The 17990-nt window shown below is 41.1% G+C and carries 12 protein-coding genes and 1 tRNA gene; 4 read left to right on the top strand and 9 right to left on the bottom strand.

The window, feature by feature from the left end:
* Nucleotides 1-125: 125 nt before the first annotated feature.
* From QTN47_RS13360 to QTN47_RS13335, 6 genes are all read right to left on the bottom strand, one after another.
* Nucleotides 126-974, bottom strand: a complete 849-nt coding sequence (locus QTN47_RS13360) for a helix-turn-helix domain-containing protein (protein WP_369329889.1) — start codon at nt 972-974, stop codon at nt 126-128.
* 125 nt (nt 975-1099) lie between these two features.
* Entirely contained in the window at nt 1100-1516 is a 417-nt protein-coding gene (locus tag QTN47_RS13355; protein ID WP_369329888.1) for an OsmC family peroxiredoxin, read from the bottom strand.
* A 495-nt stretch (nt 1517-2011) separates the two neighbouring features.
* A tRNA-Pro gene (locus QTN47_RS13350) sits at nt 2012-2085 on the bottom strand.
* Between the two features lie 258 nt (nt 2086-2343).
* Nucleotides 2344-3513, bottom strand: a complete 1170-nt coding sequence (locus tag QTN47_RS13345; RefSeq protein WP_369329887.1) for an efflux RND transporter periplasmic adaptor subunit — start codon at nt 3511-3513, stop codon at nt 2344-2346.
* Nucleotides 3514-3654: 141 nt separating this feature from the next.
* Entirely contained in the window at nt 3655-6924 is a 3270-nt protein-coding gene (locus QTN47_RS13340; protein WP_369329886.1) for an efflux RND transporter permease subunit, read from the bottom strand.
* A 160-nt stretch (nt 6925-7084) separates the two neighbouring features.
* The gene (locus tag QTN47_RS13335) at nt 7085-8491 is read right to left on the bottom strand and encodes a TolC family protein (protein ID WP_369329885.1); all 1407 of its coding nucleotides are present in this window, start codon (nt 8489-8491) and stop codon (nt 7085-7087) included.
* Between the two features lie 155 nt (nt 8492-8646).
* Between QTN47_RS13335 and QTN47_RS13330 the strand changes: the two genes are divergently transcribed.
* Complete coding sequence (locus QTN47_RS13330) at nt 8647-9597, top strand: LysR family transcriptional regulator (RefSeq protein ID WP_369329884.1); 951 nt, start codon at nt 8647-8649, stop codon at nt 9595-9597.
* 394 nt (nt 9598-9991) lie between these two features.
* Nucleotides 9992-10885: a DUF4382 domain-containing protein gene (locus QTN47_RS13325; protein ID WP_369329883.1), complete on the top strand. Its 894-nt coding sequence runs from the start codon at nt 9992-9994 to the stop codon at nt 10883-10885.
* Between the two features lie 449 nt (nt 10886-11334).
* Here the strand turns inward: QTN47_RS13325 and QTN47_RS13320 are convergent, their stop codons facing one another.
* Entirely contained in the window at nt 11335-13188 is a 1854-nt protein-coding gene (locus QTN47_RS13320) for a 2-oxoacid:acceptor oxidoreductase subunit alpha (protein ID WP_369329882.1), read from the bottom strand.
* A 383-nt stretch (nt 13189-13571) separates the two neighbouring features.
* Here QTN47_RS13320 and QTN47_RS13315 point away from each other — a divergent pair, with 383 nt between their 5' ends.
* Nucleotides 13572-14507 carry a polysaccharide deacetylase family protein gene (locus tag QTN47_RS13315; RefSeq protein WP_369329881.1) on the top strand — a complete coding sequence of 312 codons (936 nt, stop codon included), beginning with the start codon at nt 13572-13574 and terminating at the stop codon, nt 14505-14507.
* A gap of 124 nt (nt 14508-14631) precedes the next feature.
* Nucleotides 14632-15396 carry a Bax inhibitor-1/YccA family protein gene (locus QTN47_RS13310; protein WP_369329880.1) on the top strand — a complete coding sequence of 255 codons (765 nt, stop codon included), beginning with the start codon at nt 14632-14634 and terminating at the stop codon, nt 15394-15396.
* A gap of 182 nt (nt 15397-15578) precedes the next feature.
* On the opposite strand, the gene recR is transcribed toward QTN47_RS13310, so the two are convergent.
* Both recR and QTN47_RS13300 read right to left on the bottom strand, forming a co-directional pair.
* The gene (gene recR, locus QTN47_RS13305) at nt 15579-16196 is read right to left on the bottom strand and encodes a recombination mediator RecR (protein ID WP_369329879.1); all 618 of its coding nucleotides are present in this window, start codon (nt 16194-16196) and stop codon (nt 15579-15581) included.
* Nucleotides 16197-16289: 93 nt separating this feature from the next.
* The gene (locus tag QTN47_RS13300; RefSeq protein ID WP_369329878.1) at nt 16290-17744 is read right to left on the bottom strand and encodes an Ig-like domain-containing domain; all 1455 of its coding nucleotides are present in this window, start codon (nt 17742-17744) and stop codon (nt 16290-16292) included.
* Nucleotides 17745-17990 lie beyond the last annotated feature (246 nt).

Below are 17990 nucleotides of genomic sequence, written 5' to 3'. Positions count from 1 at the left end.
TTTGATTGTTCATGTTAACAACGCAAAATTGCAACGCAAAAAACAGGACTGTTTTATAAATCAGATCAATGATTTGGTAATTTGGTTCAAGTACAGCACAAACATCTCAATCTGTATACTAGTACTTATTTTTTAAGCCTTAAGCGGTAATTGGTGGGAGTAATTTTATATTTATCATGAAAGCTTTTGGTGAAATTGGCGAGGTCGTTAAATCCGCATTCAAAGGCAATATCGGTTATGCGTTCATTAGAAATCGCAAGCAGTTCGGTAGCTTTTTCCAGCCTTTTGTTTTTAATATAATTGGCCGGGGAATCATCATATAATTTTTTAAACTCTCTTTTAAAGGAAGAAACGCTTAAGTTGGTTTTTTGTGCCAGTTCGTCAATATTTATTTGCAGAAAAAGGTTTGCTTCTACAATTTGTTTGAATGTATAAATAGTTGGTGAAAAAAGTTGGGATAATATCACTTGTATGGTTTCAGCATCTTGTGTCTGAGCTAACAAAAGGATGATTTCTTTTAATTTTAAAATCAAAATTTCATCATTTACCAAAGAAGGGTTTTCAAAATAAAAGAGTAGACCTTCAATATATTTTTGAATTAAAAAATCATTATTTATTTTTCCGCTTGACTGATTGGTCACTTTATTGCTCGGCTGAAAAACCAAAGGCAATTCTCTTTCATAAACTTTCTTTAGTATATCCGGATGAAAAGTAACGATCACAACTTCACCCTTGCCCTTAGCACTTGTTTCATGTATTTGTTTCCCTGAGTTGATGCAGTTTAGCAATAATGCCTGATGTGTAGGAATATCTATTTGATGATCTCCAGACTGATATTGCATCTCGCCACCTAACATATATAGAAAGCAGGCTTGTTCTGCTTCGGGAAAGGTATATTCGAAAGGAGGTGTCAATACTATTTTTTGCAGGAATTGCTTTCCAAACAAATCAAATTTTTTATAGTCAATAACCATTTATCTCAATATGCTTTTAACTGAATGCGCAATCCTCATTCAACACTATGCCAAATGTAGCAAAATGTTGAATGAGGCAATGTTGTAAACTTCCTGTTGGAAAAAGTATTGATCTGATCCTGTGATCAGGATACAAGATGCGCTTCTGAACTGATGGGCAGAGCCAATACTTTGGAAATTAAACAGTTCTTTTCGGCTTCCTTTGTAACTGCTTCAAATTCCTCGGCACTAATGCCTGGTACATTTCCCGTGATAGAAAGATGTACACCTGTAATCCCTGCACCATCCATTGATACAGTAGCTTCAGTATCCAATGACGTTGGATCCAATCCTTTTCCCGTTAATGCAAAGCTGACTGCCATTGTAAAACATCCGGCATGTGCTGCTGCTAATAGTTCTTCAGGATTTGTACCTTTTTCTTCACCTGTGAAACGAGTTTTAAAACTGTAATTTGTGTGGTTTAAAATTTCGCTTTGCGTAGTTAATTCGCCCTTGCCTTCTTTTATACTACCTGACCAATGTGCTTTTGCTGTACGTTTCATTTTTTATTTTTTACGTTTTACTGTCATTATTGACAATGCAAAATTGCACTTCATAAAAGAGAAAGATTTTATGGATCAGGCCAATAATTATGAGATTTAGTTCAGTTTTAAGTTGCGCATATTTTTCTAACAAGGTTGATGAATCAATCCATACATCTCTTAGTCAGGCTGTATTGCTTTTCCAAAATCTCCCTGTGTTCTTCTCCCCAAAGTACCGTTTACTCAATAACAGGTATGATTGATTTTTCCAGGCGGTAAGTTCATATTCCACTTTTAAGGGTTGCCAGACATAAATTTTCTTTGAAATAATATTGAGCTCATATTGGAATCTGACGGAAGTATTGTTCGGGAACTGAGTTGCCTCTTCAATATTTAAGGAAATTATCTTTTCTGAAACTTTTCGGCTTGGTCCATAATTCAGGTTCACAAGGAGTGTGACACTCTATAAAAGCAAAAAGCCCCTGATAAAAGATTCTTTATCAGGGGCTTTAAAAGTCGGGAAGACAGGATTCGAACCTGCGACCCCCTGGTCCCAAACCAGGTGCGCTACCGGCCTGCGCTACTTCCCGGGGCCCTTACTGTTGTAGAGGGGGTGCAAAAGTAAGGGGCGGGTTTGATTCAACAAAATATTCTTTTAATTTTTTTTAGGAAGAAAGCTTAAAGCCTAAAGCTCAAAGCCTAAAACCTGATAATCAGGCTCCTTTTGGCTCGGTTTTATAAAGAATATTTTTTATTTGGATTAATACTTACAAGTGAGTCTCGTTGTCTTATTCGCGACAGTAATCCAGTTTTAAGCTTTAGGCTTTGGGCTTTAAGCTTAAAACCGCCTAAGCCTTCGCCTTCGGCTTTGTGCTGTCTGCTTGTTCTACCAACTTTACGTTTTTCAATTCAGAGCCGTCTCTGATTTCATCTGTGGCAGTTTTAATAATCTGATCACCGGGTGTTAGCGCGCCAAATACTTCCACTTTTCCGTCTGCCTCACGGCCTTTCTTCACATCAATCCATTGCGCTTTGTTGTCTGCAACTTTTACCACAAATATTTTTTCGGTGGAGTTAACTACCGCTGATTTAGGAACAATAAAGCTGCTGTCGTTTGCTGGTAGAGGAACATTTACTTCCGCAACCATTCCCGGCAGCAGCCTTTTGTTGTCGTTCATAACATCCATTTCAACCCTTTCGGAGCGCAGGCGGGTATCCAGGGCTCCCGCCAGCCTGTTTACTTTGGCGTGGAACTTTTCATTTGGCAAAGCCTTTACGCTAAAGGACACATCGTGCTGATTCTTCAAAAATCCGGTATATGCTTCCGGCACAGATACCACGAGACGCAATTTGGTTTGCTGCTGAAGCGTAAACATGGGCAATTCCGAGCCTTTTCCTGCCGGTCCTACATAGGCGCCTGTATTTACATTACGCGCGCTTATAACGCCGCTAAATGGCGCGCGTATTTCAAGATAATTTCTTGTTTGTGCTATTTCTTTGTAGGTAGCCTTCGCAGCCTCCAGTTGTGCATAGTCAGCATTCTTTTTGGCCATCGCCTGGTCAAGATCATTTTGAGAAATGGTTCCCGGTGTCTGGCTGGTTTCATATAAACGGTCGTAGTTGGCCTTGCTGGCAAGATAGATTGCTTCCTGCGCTTTTAGTCTTGATTCAGCTCCCGCCAACTGAGAGGTGATTTCCGGAGCTTCCATCACCGCCAGTAGTTGACCGGTTGCAACCTGTGAACCAACGTCCACATATAGTTTTTGCACAAAGCTGCTCACTTTTGCGTACAAGTCAACCTGCTGAAAAGCGATTAACTCTCCCGGTACTTTAAGATTTGAAGAAAGTGTTCCTTTTTGTAACGGGAATGATTCTATTGCAGGGGCTTCTTCTTTTGGCTTTGCATTTTCTGCCTCGGTTTTTCCTGCTGAGGATGAACAGCCGGAAAGCACGGCAGTTGTAAATGCCGTACCGATGAATAATGTTGCAAGAGCTCTTTTATTGTAATGTGTTTTCATTGTCAGCGATATAAGTTATACGTTTTAAGTTATACGTTCTACGTTTTACGTTGTAAGTCTTACGTTTTACGTTTTAAGTTATACGCGAAGCCTTGTTGTTGTGTTGCTCGTACGTATAACGTATCACGTAAAACTTATAACTCACTTCTCGTAGAGTGATGGAATATAATGTTTGCTCTCTTTATCTTCCGGATCAAGTGATACCGATTCTGTTGAAGCTTTGCCCTGTACCCATGCAAATATCAACGGCAACATAAGCAATGCTGCAAAGGTAGATGCAATAAGTCCGCCGATTACGGCGCGGCCCAGCGGCGCAGCCTGGTCGCCACCTTCACCTAGTCCGCTCGCCATCGGTATCATACCCACTACCATCGCCACGCTCGTCATCAGGATCGGACGCAAACGTAAAGCTGCAGATTCACGTGCCGATTCAAGTGCATTTCCATTGTGCATTCTCAGGTGTTCTGCATTGGTGATCAACAGCACCGAGTTGGCTATCGATACACCCACAGACATGATCATTCCCATGTATGACTGCAGGTTCAATGTAGAGCCTGTCAATTTCAGCAACAGCAAAGATCCGACTAAAACTGCAGGTACTGTTGACAATACCACAAGTGATACTTTAAATGATTGGAAATTAGCCGCCAACATTAAAAAGATTACTATAATAGCTGTCAATAATCCTGATTGAAGACTATCCAGCGTTTCCGTAAGTATCTGCGTAAGACCTTTTACATCTATGCTTAAACCGCGCGGCAAAGTGCCTATTGAATTAATGGCCTTTTGCACATCTTTCGCAGCCGTTCCCAAGTCCGTTTTGTGCAGATTGGCTGTAACTGACAGTACAGGCAGCGCACCTATATTGTCGTTTTCGCCATAAGTGGTGTCCATGTGTACGGATGCAACATCGCCCAATACCGGTCTTGCTGCGTTTTTAGACACGGGGATCTCATTCATCTCTTCAATACTGTTCATCTGGTTTTCCGGAACTTCCACCTGCACACTATAGCTCAATCCTACCTTTTGATCCAGCCACACGTTCTTTTCAGTAAAACGTGATGATGATGTTGACGCGATAAGTGACCGCGAAACATCGGACACATCAACACCCAATTGCGCAGCTCTCGTTCTGTCTATATCCACATTAATTGCCGGATATTTAATTGGCTGTCCTAACTGTACATCCCGCAGGTAACTGATCTGTTTTAATTTATCAATCACCTTATAAGCATACTCTTCATTAAGCTTCTTGTTTTTGCCGCTTATCTTAACTTCGATAGGAGTGGGTGATCCCTGGCTTAATATTTTATCCGTTAGCTCAATCGGCTCAAAGGAAACCTTCATATCAGGTATTGCTTCCTGCATTTTATTCCTGAACTTTTCTTTCAGGTCATCCAGGTTTACTTTATAGTCTTCTTTTAATGCAACCTGTAATACTGCTTCCTGCGTTCCACTCATGAACAGGTAGATCGGACTGGTGGAGAACTGGCCAGGATGCGCTCCCACAAAAGCAGAAGTAATAGAAATATTTTCTTTGCCAACTATTTCATTCAACAAGTCCAATGCCTTAACAACTTTCATTTCCGTTCTTTCAAGTCTTGTTCCATCGGGAGCGCGAAGCCTGACCTGGAATTGTCCTGAATTTGTTTTCGGTAATACATCTCGGCCAATGCTGTTCAACAGCAAGAATGCAGCGCCGCAAGCCACCAGTATATATGCAATTGTTATCGGTTTACGGTAAGGTAACATACGATTAATGAATCGCATAAACCTGCTGCGGAATCTTTCAAACAGGCTAATCTTTCCTTTGCTGTCAGGATGTTCATGTTCGGTAAGTATTTTCTTCTGATCCCAGGTGTCCAGTTCGGGTGGAAGCTGTCCGATTTCAGAATCTTTATATTCTTCTTCATCACTGGCATATTTCTTCTTGCTGTGTCCCTTCATGATCCAGTTAGCCATAATGGGCACAAATGTCTGCGCCAGCAGGTAAGATGTGATCATTGAAAATGCAATAGCCAGGGCCAGCGGAAGGAAGAGTGCTCCCGGAATGCCCTTCATGGTGAAGGCAGGCGCAAATACAGCCAGGATACAGAAAAGGATCAGCAATTTGGGGAAGGCGATCTCCTTACATGCATCCCATATTGCCAGTGATTTTGGCTTGCCCATATCAAGGTGCTGGTGTATGTTCTCTATCGTTACCGTCGATTCATCCACTAATATACCTATCGCAAGCGAAAGGCCGCTCAAGGTCATGATATTGATGGTTTGATGGAACAGCGATAAGAAAAGTACGCCTGAAATAATTGATGTAGGTATCGTGAGAATTACGATCAATGCGCCTCTTGTATCTCCAAGGAAAAGTAATACCATTAATCCAGTAAGAACAGCACCGATGGCGCCTTCTGTCAACAGACTTTTTACAGCGTTGATCACGTATACTGATTGGTCAAACTCGTAGGAGAGTTTAACATCTTCCGGTAAGATGCTTTGAAATTTAGGAATTGCTTTTTTCAGGTTCTGCACAACTTCCCAGGTAGATGCGTCGGCAGATTTTGTAATGGGTAAGTAGATAGATCTTTTACCGTTCACCAGTGCATAGCTGCTGGTAATGTCAGCGCCATCTTCAACCGTAGCTACATCTTTCAGTGTTAGATTCTGAACGCCACCTTTGAACAGCGGAATATTTTCAAAGTCTTTGATCTCTTTAATGCTTGTGTTTGTCGGTGTGATATAGTTTAAATCCCCAATACGCACATTCCCGGATGGTGTAGCCTGGTTGTTGAGACGGATAGCTTCAACCAGCTGATCAGGCGTCATGTTGTGCGAACGCAATAAGGTAGGATCAGCCTTGATTACCACGGTACGGGTGTTTCCTCCAAATGGTGCCGGAGCAATAAGGCCAGGAATGGATGTGAAGGATGAACGGACATACACGTTGGCCATATCCATCAATTCATTATTTGAGCGGATGTTACTGCTTAATACCAATTGCCCTACAGGAAGTGTAGACGCATCAAAACGAATGATAAATGGCGGCTGCGAGCCAGGTGGAAATATGGCTTGTGCACGATTACTAAATGCGGATACTTCCGCGGCTGCCTGAGCCATATTGGTGCCTTCATAGAATGTAAGCTTCAGTAACGAAAGGCCCTGAATGTTTTTAGTTTCGATGCTTTTTACACCAGATACGTAAAGCAACAGGTTTACATATTGCTTGCCAAAATAAGCTTCCATCTGGTTGGGAGTAAAACCTCCGTATGGATGCGACATGTAAATAACCGGTAAGTTCAGGTCCGGGAAGATGTCGATCTTAATATTCCGTATTGCGTTGATTCCAAAAAAGAATAAACCCGCTACAAGTACAAGAATGGTAATAGGTTTTCGTAATGCGCTTTTAATTAATCCCATAATATAACGGCCTCCTCCGCACCCTTATAAAAAGGGTTGTTTAATGTAACAGGCTTATGACTGCTAATGATGTTTTTCATGTTGTATAATGGTGTTCTGTTGTAACTGAAATAACAGCAGGGATCTATCTGGAAATATATATAATTAGTGAGCTGTTTTATTATCGCAGGCCGTTGAGTACAGTGCTGAAATCGCCGCTTGCTGCGGCTTTTAATAACAGTGCCTGCCAGACATTTGCAAATGCAATGTCGCGATCTGTTTCTGCACGGTTAAGTCCGTAAAGAGCCTGTGTTACATCCACTATATTGCTCAGGCCGTTTTTGTACAGTACACTTTTTTGCAGGTATGCATCAGCTGCTGATTTTACCTGGATGGGTGCTTCACGGTAGTTGCTTAGTGCGTTTTTGATCTTTACATCTGAGAGCTCCAGTTGATTGTGGAGGTTCTGATTGACCTGGTCATATTCATCCTGCAAACCTTTGGAAGTATATTTAAGTGCTTCTACCTGCCTGTTAACACGCAGCGGACTTGTAAGGTTCCAGATCATACCAACGCCCAGTATGTAGTTGCTCCTGGTTGGGTTAACGCCATCAAAATAGCTGTGTGTAAAGCCGCCTTTGTTTAAGGCGCCATAGTCGTAATCAAATCCTGAACCTTTGCCTTGCATTACGCCAAAAACAGAGAAGGTTGGATATTTGAAAGTGTTGTAGTATTTAGCCTGTTCGTTGCTAAGATTGATCCGCTCGCGGTAAAATTTCAACAAAGGATGATTCTGTTGATCGCCTTGTGTGGTATCAAGAATACCTGGTGGAATTTGAGTAACATACAAAGTGTCAAGCAAAAAATCTGTAGCAGGAACGCCCATTAACTGAGCAAGTTGGTTCATTTGTTCCTGCTCATAGTCTTTGGCTCTTGTCAGGGATATTTTAGCATTGGACACTTCTGCATTGGCCAGTGATGAATCTACACCAGCGTTAAGACCATTCTTGACCCTGGCAACAACCACATTTCTTAAAGCAGTTGCACGGTCAAGATTATTTTGCTGGGATCTGCTAACCTGATGCGCCGCCAACACAGTTAAATATGCCGCAGAAACGCGGATAGTATGCTGAAACTTTTCCTGGCCCAGGTCATTCACATCTCTGGCCAAAACAGTTTGGGCAACTTTGATCTTTTCTTTGGCCTTGCCAAAAGCGAAAAAATCCCAGTTAACGTTTGCGAGGTAAAGCGCGCCAAAGGCAGAGTTCCAGTTTTGTGAAGCAAGTGAAGGTCCGGAAGATGCAACACTTAAGCCACGGTATCCGTAAGACGGGCCTGTTTGTCCGTTAACGGTTCCATAATCCTGTTGAAAGGAAACATTGAGGTCAGGCAAATATTCCTTTTGACTTTGGATCACAGATTGTTCTGAAGCCTTTACATAATTCGATTTAGCTCTGATTGTACCGTAATTCTTTACAGCAATATCGATTGCTTCTTTTAAGCTTAATGCTTGTTGGCTGCAGACAACAGTTGTTTTTAAACCAGCTGCAAATAACAACAGAGAATAGAAAAAAAATTTTTTAAACATCGGGAGAAATTACTGTTTTGCTGTTCGAGTTTAAACGCACGAAAAATATACCCGGGGTAATAGTAAGTGTTTTCCTAAAAGTTACTGTGCAAATCTACACTTAACCTAATTATGAATAAAATGAATTAATTTTATCAAACTCATTAATATCATTCATGATGAATATTGGATTACACCATTTCCGGCTCGTTGAAACCGCCGTTAAAGCTGGAACGCTAACCAACGCAGCGGAGGCCTTGCATTTAACTCAATCTGCGTTGAGTCACCAGTTGAAAGAGCTTGAAAGAGAATTAAATACGCCAGTTTTTACCCGCAAGGGAAAACGACTTCAGCTTACCGAAGAAGGTGGCAGATTTTTAGAAAGCGCTGAAAAGATATTATCAGAAATAAGATTGTTGGAGAGGGATATTGTGAATTTTAAGAAAGGAAAAATAGGAACGTTAAATATCACCACACAGTGTTACACCGCATATCACTGGCTTCCCTGCATTATTAAATATTACAAGGCGAAGTGTCCTGATATAAACATCAATATTCACTCAAATGCAACGCATAAGCCACTTGAATTTTTATTGAGCGGAGATCTGGATGTTGGCATTGTAAAAACAAAAATTGATAATCCCAATATTCATTACGAACCGATTTTCGAAGATCAGTTAATGGTGATCATGTCAAAAGAACATCCGTTAGCCCACAAGAAAATGATAGAGATAAAAGACTTTGAAGATGAGGAACTGTTTTTATCATTTGTTGATCCCAACTCCGGGAATGTTCCTGTTATAGAACGGATGATCCAAATGCAACAGGTAAAACTCAAGAATCTTCATCGTATACATTATACAGATGCCATTATTGAAATGGTTAGTTCAAACCTGGGGGTAAGTGTGCTGGCTAACTGGATTATAAAACCTTACTTACAAAGCCGCAACATAGTGGCACGTCCGTTACCCCGTGAAGTTGCAAAGCGCACCTGGTATGCAGCTACGTGTAAGCATAACATAGCGATCCAAAATTTCCTTGATTGTCTTAAATATCATTTTTCTGAAATTGTTCTTGATTTGGATGACATGCCTGAAGAACATGAGGAAGAACTGGTTTTAGTGTAATGGTAGTTCAATAAAATTTTGATCAGCGTTCTGCTTCTGCGGGCGCTGATTTTTTTTGCCCAATATTGAACGCACAAAGAAGCTAAATGAAGTTTTAAATGTAATGAGCCCTCCATCTTTATTTTAATCTGTTCAATTGTTGCTCATTAAAAATTACTTACAGCATAATAAAAAAAATCCTTTTTCGTTCGATTTTCTTTGGTACAAGAGTTGTAAATATCTCAGCACGCAGAAATTAAAAAATCTGTGTCTTAATAATCCGCTGCAAAAATCAAAAGGTTGCCAGGCAACCGGCAAAAGCCCGGCTGCGTTATATATGGTTGCCAGATAAAAACGAAAATTTATACAACTAACAGAAAGCTATAGGTCGCACATCTACACTAATTTTTTTCTTATGATGAAAACAAAACGCCTGTATGGCTTTCTATTGCTTGGTGTAATTGCAACATCTTTAATTGTTGTATCATGTACCAAAAATGATCAGTCTTCTTCTTCTGATGTGCCTGCCAATAAACAGAATGTAAGTCTTTATATGACTGATGGTCCTGGTTTTTTTGATAACGTATTTATAGACATAAGATCGGTGCAGGCATTGGTTGATACCTGCGATAAATCAGATTCAGGCAGTGACGATCATGGCGGTGACAACGGTGATGGCCATGGATGGGATGATAACTCAGGAAATGGTTCTTGTGCTGTATGGGAAGACCTGAATGTTAAGGCGGGTGTATATGACCTGCTTACGCTGAGAAATGGTGTAGATACGCTGATGGCGCAAGGCAACATTTCAATTGGTTCTGTAAAAAAGATCAGGATTACATTGGGAACAAATAACAGTCTTGTGAAAGATAGCATAACATATCCTATAAATGTTGCGGCAAATGCTTCTATAACTATTGTTCTTAAAGGTCATGAATGGGATGAGTTCGAGCCTAAAAAGAAAAGACTGTGGCTTGATTTTGACATAGCGAGATCAATTGTGCAAGTACGCAATAATGAATTTCATTTAATACCGGTTATTCACTGCTTTACCAGGGTAAAAACAGGCGCTATTGAAGGCCGGGTTCAGCCGCGTGAAGCCTACTCAGTAATAAGTGCATGGAACAATGCAGATACAGTTTATGCGCTGCCTGACCGCGAAGGACGTTTTAGCATACACGGTTTACAGGAAGGTAGCTATACTTTATTTGTGAATGGTTCTAACGGTTATACAGACACAACTATCAATAATATTTCAGTAGGTGTTGGTCAATCAGCAAAACTGGAAACAACCATATTGCATAAATAATATGTTAATCGGGGAAAAGGGGTTGGTTCTTCCATAGGGATGAGCCACCCCTTTTTATTTTATCTCATTAAACCTTTTGTGAAAACAAGCGTCATAAAGCGTATACATCCTGCTCTTATTCGGAAACAAATTATTTGTGTAACTCCCGGCCAGTGCGGTTTCTGACATTTTTTTTCTGCTGCTTTCCGAACCTTATTTACATCGCATTGTTTTTATTTTGCTGTGCCGTTAACAAAAAAATCACGATCAAAGTGCAACAAGAATCGCTGTTCTGTTGTCAATACATAACGCGACCGGAATTTCCGGTCAATATTTGTCAATCTTGGAAGAGGCATGGTTGATTTCATTGGGGGATGAAAAGCCACCTCTTCTTTTTTGTTTTTTGTGGGATGCAATAAGCGTGTAAAAAAGTACAAAAAGAAAAGCCGCAAGATCATTGCGGCTTTATTTTATTCAGTGAAGTATTTCTTTATTTCTGTTACCAACTCTGTTTTTGTGATAGGGATACCCATTATTTTGTTGTATCCTTTCGCATCAATCAAATATTGATCGCGTATGATCTTAACAAGCTGGCCATTGTTGATCTCAGGAATAAGCACGTGGTCAAAATTCCTGAGTATGTCGCCAAGGTTTTTGGGGAAAGGTCTTATATAGCGTAAGTGTGCATGGCTTACAGCATATCCTTCTTCCTGTAACTCCATTGCAGCACTTTTAATGGCGCCGTAAGTACTTCCCCAGCCCAATACGAGTACTTTGCCTTTTTCAGCTCCGCTATCAAGCTTTTGTTCAGGAATATAGTCAGCGATTTTGTCAACTTTTTCCTGCCTTATTTTTACCATTAACTGGTGATTCTCCGGATCGTAGCTAACGTTACCGGTGATGTTTTGTTTTTCTATACCACCAATGCGGTGCTCCAAGCCAGGTGTTCCGGGAACGGCCCATGGACGTACCAGCTTTTCATCACGCAGGTAAGGCATAAACTTCTCTTCGTCAAAACCAAGTTCTGTCTTGAATTTTACTTCAATAGGAGCCAGGTCGCTGCTTTGAGGAAATTTCCATGGCTCGGCACCATTCGCAATATAACCATCGCTAAGAAAAATTACCGGCGTCATGTGTTGTACAGCAATCCTCACAGCTTCATACACGGCACTAAAGCAATCGCTTGGTGTGCTTGCAGAAATTACCGGCATCGGACATTCGCCATTGCGTCCGTAATACGCTTGCAACAGGTCGCTTTGTTCTGTTTTTGTCGGCAAGCCGGTTGAAGGGCCGCCGCGCTGAATATCAACAATAAGCAACGGAATTTCAAGCATTACAGCCAGGCCCATCGCTTCGCCCTTTAAGGCCATACCAGGACCGGAAGTCGTAGTAACACCAAGACTTCCGCCATACGCAGCGCCAATAGCAGAGGTGATACCCGCAATTTCATCTTCAGCCTGGAATGTTCTTATGCCAAAGTTTTTGTGCTTGCTTAATTCATGCAATATATCAGAAGCAGGCGTAATGGGATATGTGCCCAGGAATAACGGAAGACCGCTTTTTTCTGAAGCGGCAATCAAGCCGTACGCAAGTGACTGATTACCCATAATGCTGCGGTAAGAACCAGGAGGCAACTTAGCTTTTTCAACACGATAGCGTGTAGTGAAAGTTTCGGTTGTATCGCCATAGTTAAAACCGGCTTGCAACACTTTAATATTGCTTTGAAGTATGGTTTCTTTTTTGCCAAATTTCTCCGTAAGGAAGGTGATGGTGTTATCCAGGCTACGGTTGTACATCCAGTATAAAAAGCCCAGCACAAACATGTTTTTTGCCCTGTCCTTTTCTTTCATACCAAGGTCAGTAAACTCCTTAAGCGATTCCCTGGTCATTTTGGTCACGTCTATCTTAATCACCTCGTAACTGTCCAGGCTACCATCTTCCAGCGGATTTACTCCATCCGCATAATTTGCCAGGCGAAGGTTTTTAGCATCAAAGCCATCAATGTTTACAATGATTTTGCCTGCCGGCTTAAGACTTTTCAGATTTGCTTTTAAGGCGGCGGCATTCATTGCTACAAGCACGTCACACAGGTCGCCGGGTGTATAAACCCTGTCAGAAGAAAAACGGATCTGGTATCCGCTCACGCCCGGTAAAGTACCTTGTGGAGCACGGATTTCAGCCGGAAAGTCCGGGAATGTTGCCAGGTCTATTCCAAGCAGGGCTGTATTGTTGGTGAATTGTAGGCCGGTTAGCTGCATTCCGTCTCCGCTATCTCCCGCAAATTTTATCACTACATCTTGTAGTAAAGCTTCTTTCCTTTCCATTTCATTCGTTTTTTCGGGCTAAATAATCCTCTGAGATATAAATAACCTTAATATAAGACTGCAAAATTACGATAAGTATGGATGGCAAATTTTGATTTTTCGCAAGTAGTAAGGAAATGCAAGCTTAAAGCCTGAAGTTCAAAGCCTAAAGCCGTGTTTTGTCAATCTTTTTAAGACAACTTTAAATAAGTTAATGTTGAACGATACAAAACATTTTAATGAACGTAATGCAAAAAGATTGGACCGATAGAAGTTTTAAGCTTTAGGCTTTGAGCTTTAAGCTCATAGAGAAATATTCGCTAAAGTTTATTGTACGAAAAAAGTGGTAAAAAAATACTGATTAAATTGCGCACTCAATTCTAAACACAAACTTTTAAATGCTGATGAAATCAGGGTGGAATGGCAGGACGTTGATATGGATGGTTCTGTTGCAAATTGGAATTTTCTCATTTGGCTGTGATAATCCTGGAACCCAAACAAGGATTAAAAAATCTGTTGCTCATCTTCCCGAAAAAGAAAAAATAAAGGAAGTTAAAGTAAACGGGGATAAAGGCGAACATGAAGATGCAGATGAGCAGGACGATAACAAATATGTAAAGCCCGTTCCGCAGCCTCCGCAGGATATGGTAGAAGATCTGCCGGACAGCAATACAAGGTACATTTACCTTACGTTTGACGATGGCCCGCAAACCGGCACAATGAACTGTTACCGCATTTGTAAAGAGCTGGGTGTAAAGGCTTCGTTTTTTATGGTTGGCCAGCATGCAGACAGGCATTTGAGATATATTGTCGATACCATAAGGGACAGCTATCCTGAAATGGTTTTGGTTAACCATAGTTACTCCCACGCGCACAATCATTATAAAAAATTTTATGCTGCGCCTGCTGCGGCTCAGTTTGATTTTTACCGTGCGCAGGACAGCTTAAGAATTCCTTACAAGATCCTTCGCTTACCCGGCAACAGCACGTGGAGCGTGCGAGAACGCCTTACCGGCCCGCACAATACGTTACGGACTGCAAGACTGCTGGATTCCGCTGGTTACGACCTGATTGGCTGGGATGTTGAATGGAATTTTAAGGGTAAAGAAAGTGCTCCGGTTCAAAGCGCAGAACAAATGGTAAAAATGATCGACGCTTACGCTGATTCCAAACATCTGAAAACAAGAAATCATATTGTTATTCTGACACACGACAGGATGTTCGCGCCTACCGCTGCTTCAGACTCTTTGTATAAATTTATTGGTGAGCTTAGAAAAAACCGCCGTTATGTTTTCCGGACAATAGATCAATATCCGGGCATAAAGCGTAACAAAACCTGATAGCCGTTGCTGCTGTTATCAGGTATATAATACATACAGCGGCCAACATTGCCCGCTAACCTGATAATTATTAACAATATCTGGCTATCTTTAATTGTATTTTTACTCTTCAAAACAATGAATTATGGCACTATTTCAATCTGGTAATCCTACTTTGTCTGAAAAGATTTTCAGCAAAACGATAGGAACAGCTGATTCACGAACAATGACCGTTCGCGGGGCAATGTACAAGTTTGGCTTTTTATTGCTGATGGTACTTGCCGGCGCAGCTTATACATGGCACTTATATTACAGCTTTCAGCAACAAACCATGATGACTATGATGTGGGTTGGGTTGATAGGCGGTTTGATAACAAGCTTCGCGATTATTTTTAAACCAACCTGGGCTGGCTATATTTCACCTGCCTACGGATTATTGGAAGGACTGTTCCTTGGGGCGATATCTGCAATATTCAACGAGATGTTTGCCAAAAATTATCCGGGATTGGTTATTCAGGCCGTTGGATTAACCTTTGGTGTTGCTATTGCGATGTTCCTGCTTTACACCTTCAGGATTATCAAGCCAACAGAAAAATTCAAATCAGTTGTGTTTATGTCTACAGCCGGTATCGCGCTGTTTTATTTGATAGCCATGGTATTGAGGTTGTTCCACATCAATATTCCCTTTATGTACGATTCCAGCTGGTTGGGAATTGGTTTGTCTTTGTTTGTAGTGGCAATTGCTGCGTTAAACCTTATTCTTGATTTTGATATGATTGAGCAAGGTGCAAACATGGGCGCACCCAAATACATGGAGTGGTACGGAGCATTTGGTCTGATGGTAACGATCATCTGGCTTTATATCGAAATACTGAAATTATTATCAAGGTTCGCCAACAATAGAAATTAATATTGTTGCGATTCAAAAAGAAAAAGCCATCCACCGGATGGCTTTTTCTTTTTTATTTTCTTCGATCAAATTGGAGATTACATAAACACAGCCTGTTTCACCTAACGTACTTCGTACCTCGTAGTTCGTACTTATAAATACTTACGCCTCACACCTTCCACCTCAAACCTCACGCCTCCCTCTCACGACTTCACATATTGCTGCACCGGTAGCCTGTTTGCAAGACTACGTGCCAACGTCATTTCATCGGCATATTCAAGTTCACCACCAAAAGCAATTCCTCTTGCGATCGTGGTAACCCTGCAGGGTAAATGCTGAATCTTTTTTTGAATGTAGTAGATGGTTGTGTCGCCCTGAATGTTTGGGCTTAAAGCGAAAATAATCTCTTCAGTTTGTTCCTGTTGAATGCGGTGTGTAAGTGATTCAATATTCAACTGATCCGGACCTATGCCATCTAAAGGAGAAATAACGCCGCCCAGCACATGGTATGTTCCACTGAATTGTTGAGTAGCTTCAATGGCTATAACATCACGAATTGTTTCAACCACGCAAATAAGGCGTTGATTTCTGAATGAGTTGGCGCAAATGGCACAAATGTCGCCGTCGCTTACATTAAAACAGCGCTGGCAAAACTTAATCTCATTGCGCATTTTTGCAATAGTATCACTGAATGTTGTTACATCGGTAACATCCTGTTTTAGTAAATGCAATACCAGCCGCAGGGCCGTTTTTTTTCCAATGCCCGGCAGCTTCGCAAACTCGTTCACCGCATTTTCCAAAAGAGAAGAAGGTAATTGCATTAAGCTATTTTATATTGAAATACTCTCAACCTGTTGAAAGCTGTAAACAACAAAGGTACGATGTGTAACAGGTAAAAGAAGCGTTTAAAATTGTTATTGCGAGCTTCGCAATACAATTTCCACCTCATTATCCCAATTAGCCTTTATATTCAATTTCCGCTTAACGGCTTCAACAATTTCAGGCTGTTTTTTTTCCTTGTAATTTCCCGGATCCCAAACGCCATTTTTGTTGTCATCGTACAAAATGCGCATTTCATAATCGCCCGGTTCGTACAGTTTCTGATACCACTCTCTTGTTGCAAGCGGAATTACCTGGTAAATGTCCTCGCCTTTCATCATTAACAGTACCGGATTTTTTGAAAGATCTACATCATTAAACCGCAGTCTTATACTTCCATAGTCGCTTTCACTTTTTGTACTGAAAGCAAGTGTATCATTTTTTGTCAGGGCAATATCTGCGCTGTCTGTAGCCGCGCTTTTCGTGATGATCAGTTTGTATTCGGTGTTTTCCGGCCAGGTATATTTAATCCTTACTTTGGTTCTGCCTGTGTCCAGCGATACTTTATAGTTGGAAATTGCTTTATAATTTGTATCAGTAAGCAAAATTGCTGTCGAGTCGAATATTTTTAATTTACGGTTGAAGCTGAATTCGTAATCTTCCAACAAACCCTGATCTGCTGCACCGGGAGCGATTTTCAGTCTTTTATCTTCCTGTTTTTCCTTGTCCTTTTCTTTTTTTGATTTGTTTTCAGATGTCCCGTTATTTGAAGTGCTTGTTGTGGCAGGTTTGGGCTTTTCCTTTGCCTGCTGGTATGCATAGAACTGCACACTTTCTGCACTCGCTGTATCGCTTATATTGACCGGCGCATTCAGAAATGCAAACAATTTCGTTGAATCATCATATTTTTTAGTGTAATCATTAGGCAAAACAAAAGCGTTGAATTTTCCCGGCGGTAAGAATCGAAAAGTAAAATGCCCTTTTCCATCCAGTTTGGCAAAATAGCGGGGTTTTACTTTTTCGACCGCAGTATCTGAAAGATTGCTGTGTAAGATAACGATCAGTGTGCTGTCTACTTTTCCAGTTTCAGCAAGCGTCACCGTTCCTGAAAATGTATTCTGATCAATATGACTGCCGGTCGAAAACACATAAGTGAAATCTTTGTACGGCAAGCCTTCATTTACATCTTTTATCGCTTTACCGAAATTGATAGAATAGGTCGTATTCGCCTCTAAAGAATCTTTAAGTCTCACGGTCACATTGTGCAGTTTGCTTTCAACGAACGGCATTGTGTTGGGAATAGGGGAGACGATCAGGTTGTCATTCAGATTATTATCCAGTTGGACATATTCATCAAAAGTCAGGACAATCTTGTTAGTGTTGAAATGGGTGGATGTATCATTAGGCACCGCCTTAACCAAAACGGGAGGCAAAGTATCTTTCGGACCTCCGCCTGGTGGTACAATAACGGCGCAGCCAACTCCTAAAAGGCTAATAAATATGCTGGTAACAACGAGAATAAATGCAGTTGAGAAAAATAATCGCTTCATAAAGGCTACAAAATAAAGGCTTTTTGCGAATGGTAGGTGTGGGTAAAAGTTAAAAGAGCTATCAGCTATTAGCTTTCAGCTGTCAGCTAAGAGGTGAGAGGTGTAGGGTGTAAGGCGTGAGGTATCCGGTATCCGGTATCAGGTGTAAGGTATCGGGTGTGACATGCGACTTAGTCTCTGGCCGATATTTTTTTAGTTGATACCGGACGCTGTCACTTTTTTTAACCTCTAGCCTAGACCCGCCTC

Source organism: Danxiaibacter flavus (genome assembly GCF_041060425.1).
Taxonomy (GTDB): Bacteria; Bacteroidota; Bacteroidia; order Chitinophagales; family Chitinophagaceae; genus Danxiaibacter; species Danxiaibacter flavus.
Note: the sequence above shows the minus strand (reverse complement) of the source record. Positions and strands in the feature narration are given on the sequence as shown.

What these genes read in the sequence shown, in the direction of transcription:
- QTN47_RS13360 (WP_369329889.1), bottom strand. Translation starts at nt 974, where the DNA reads ATGGTTATTGACTATAAAAAATTTGATTTGTTTGGAAAGCAATTCCTG.
- QTN47_RS13355 (WP_369329888.1), bottom strand. Translation starts at nt 1,516, where the DNA reads ATGAAACGTACAGCAAAAGCACATTGGTCAGGTAGTATAAAAGAAGGC.
- QTN47_RS13345 (WP_369329887.1), bottom strand. Translation starts at nt 3,513, where the DNA reads ATGAAAACACATTACAATAAAAGAGCTCTTGCAACATTATTCATCGGT.
- QTN47_RS13340 (WP_369329886.1), bottom strand. Translation starts at nt 6,924, where the DNA reads ATGGGATTAATTAAAAGCGCATTACGAAAACCTATTACCATTCTTGTA.
- QTN47_RS13335 (WP_369329885.1), bottom strand. Translation starts at nt 8,491, where the DNA reads ATGTTTAAAAAATTTTTTTTCTATTCTCTGTTGTTATTTGCAGCTGGT.
- QTN47_RS13330 (WP_369329884.1), top strand. Translation starts at nt 8,647, where the DNA reads ATGATGAATATTGGATTACACCATTTCCGGCTCGTTGAAACCGCCGTT.
- QTN47_RS13325 (WP_369329883.1), top strand. Translation starts at nt 9,992, where the DNA reads ATGATGAAAACAAAACGCCTGTATGGCTTTCTATTGCTTGGTGTAATT.
- QTN47_RS13320 (WP_369329882.1), bottom strand. Translation starts at nt 13,188, where the DNA reads ATGGAAAGGAAAGAAGCTTTACTACAAGATGTAGTGATAAAATTTGCG.
- QTN47_RS13315 (WP_369329881.1), top strand. Translation starts at nt 13,572, where the DNA reads ATGAAATCAGGGTGGAATGGCAGGACGTTGATATGGATGGTTCTGTTG.
- QTN47_RS13310 (WP_369329880.1), top strand. Translation starts at nt 14,632, where the DNA reads ATGGCACTATTTCAATCTGGTAATCCTACTTTGTCTGAAAAGATTTTC.
- recR (WP_369329879.1), bottom strand. Translation starts at nt 16,196, where the DNA reads ATGCAATTACCTTCTTCTCTTTTGGAAAATGCGGTGAACGAGTTTGCG.
- QTN47_RS13300 (WP_369329878.1), bottom strand. Translation starts at nt 17,744, where the DNA reads ATGAAGCGATTATTTTTCTCAACTGCATTTATTCTCGTTGTTACCAGC.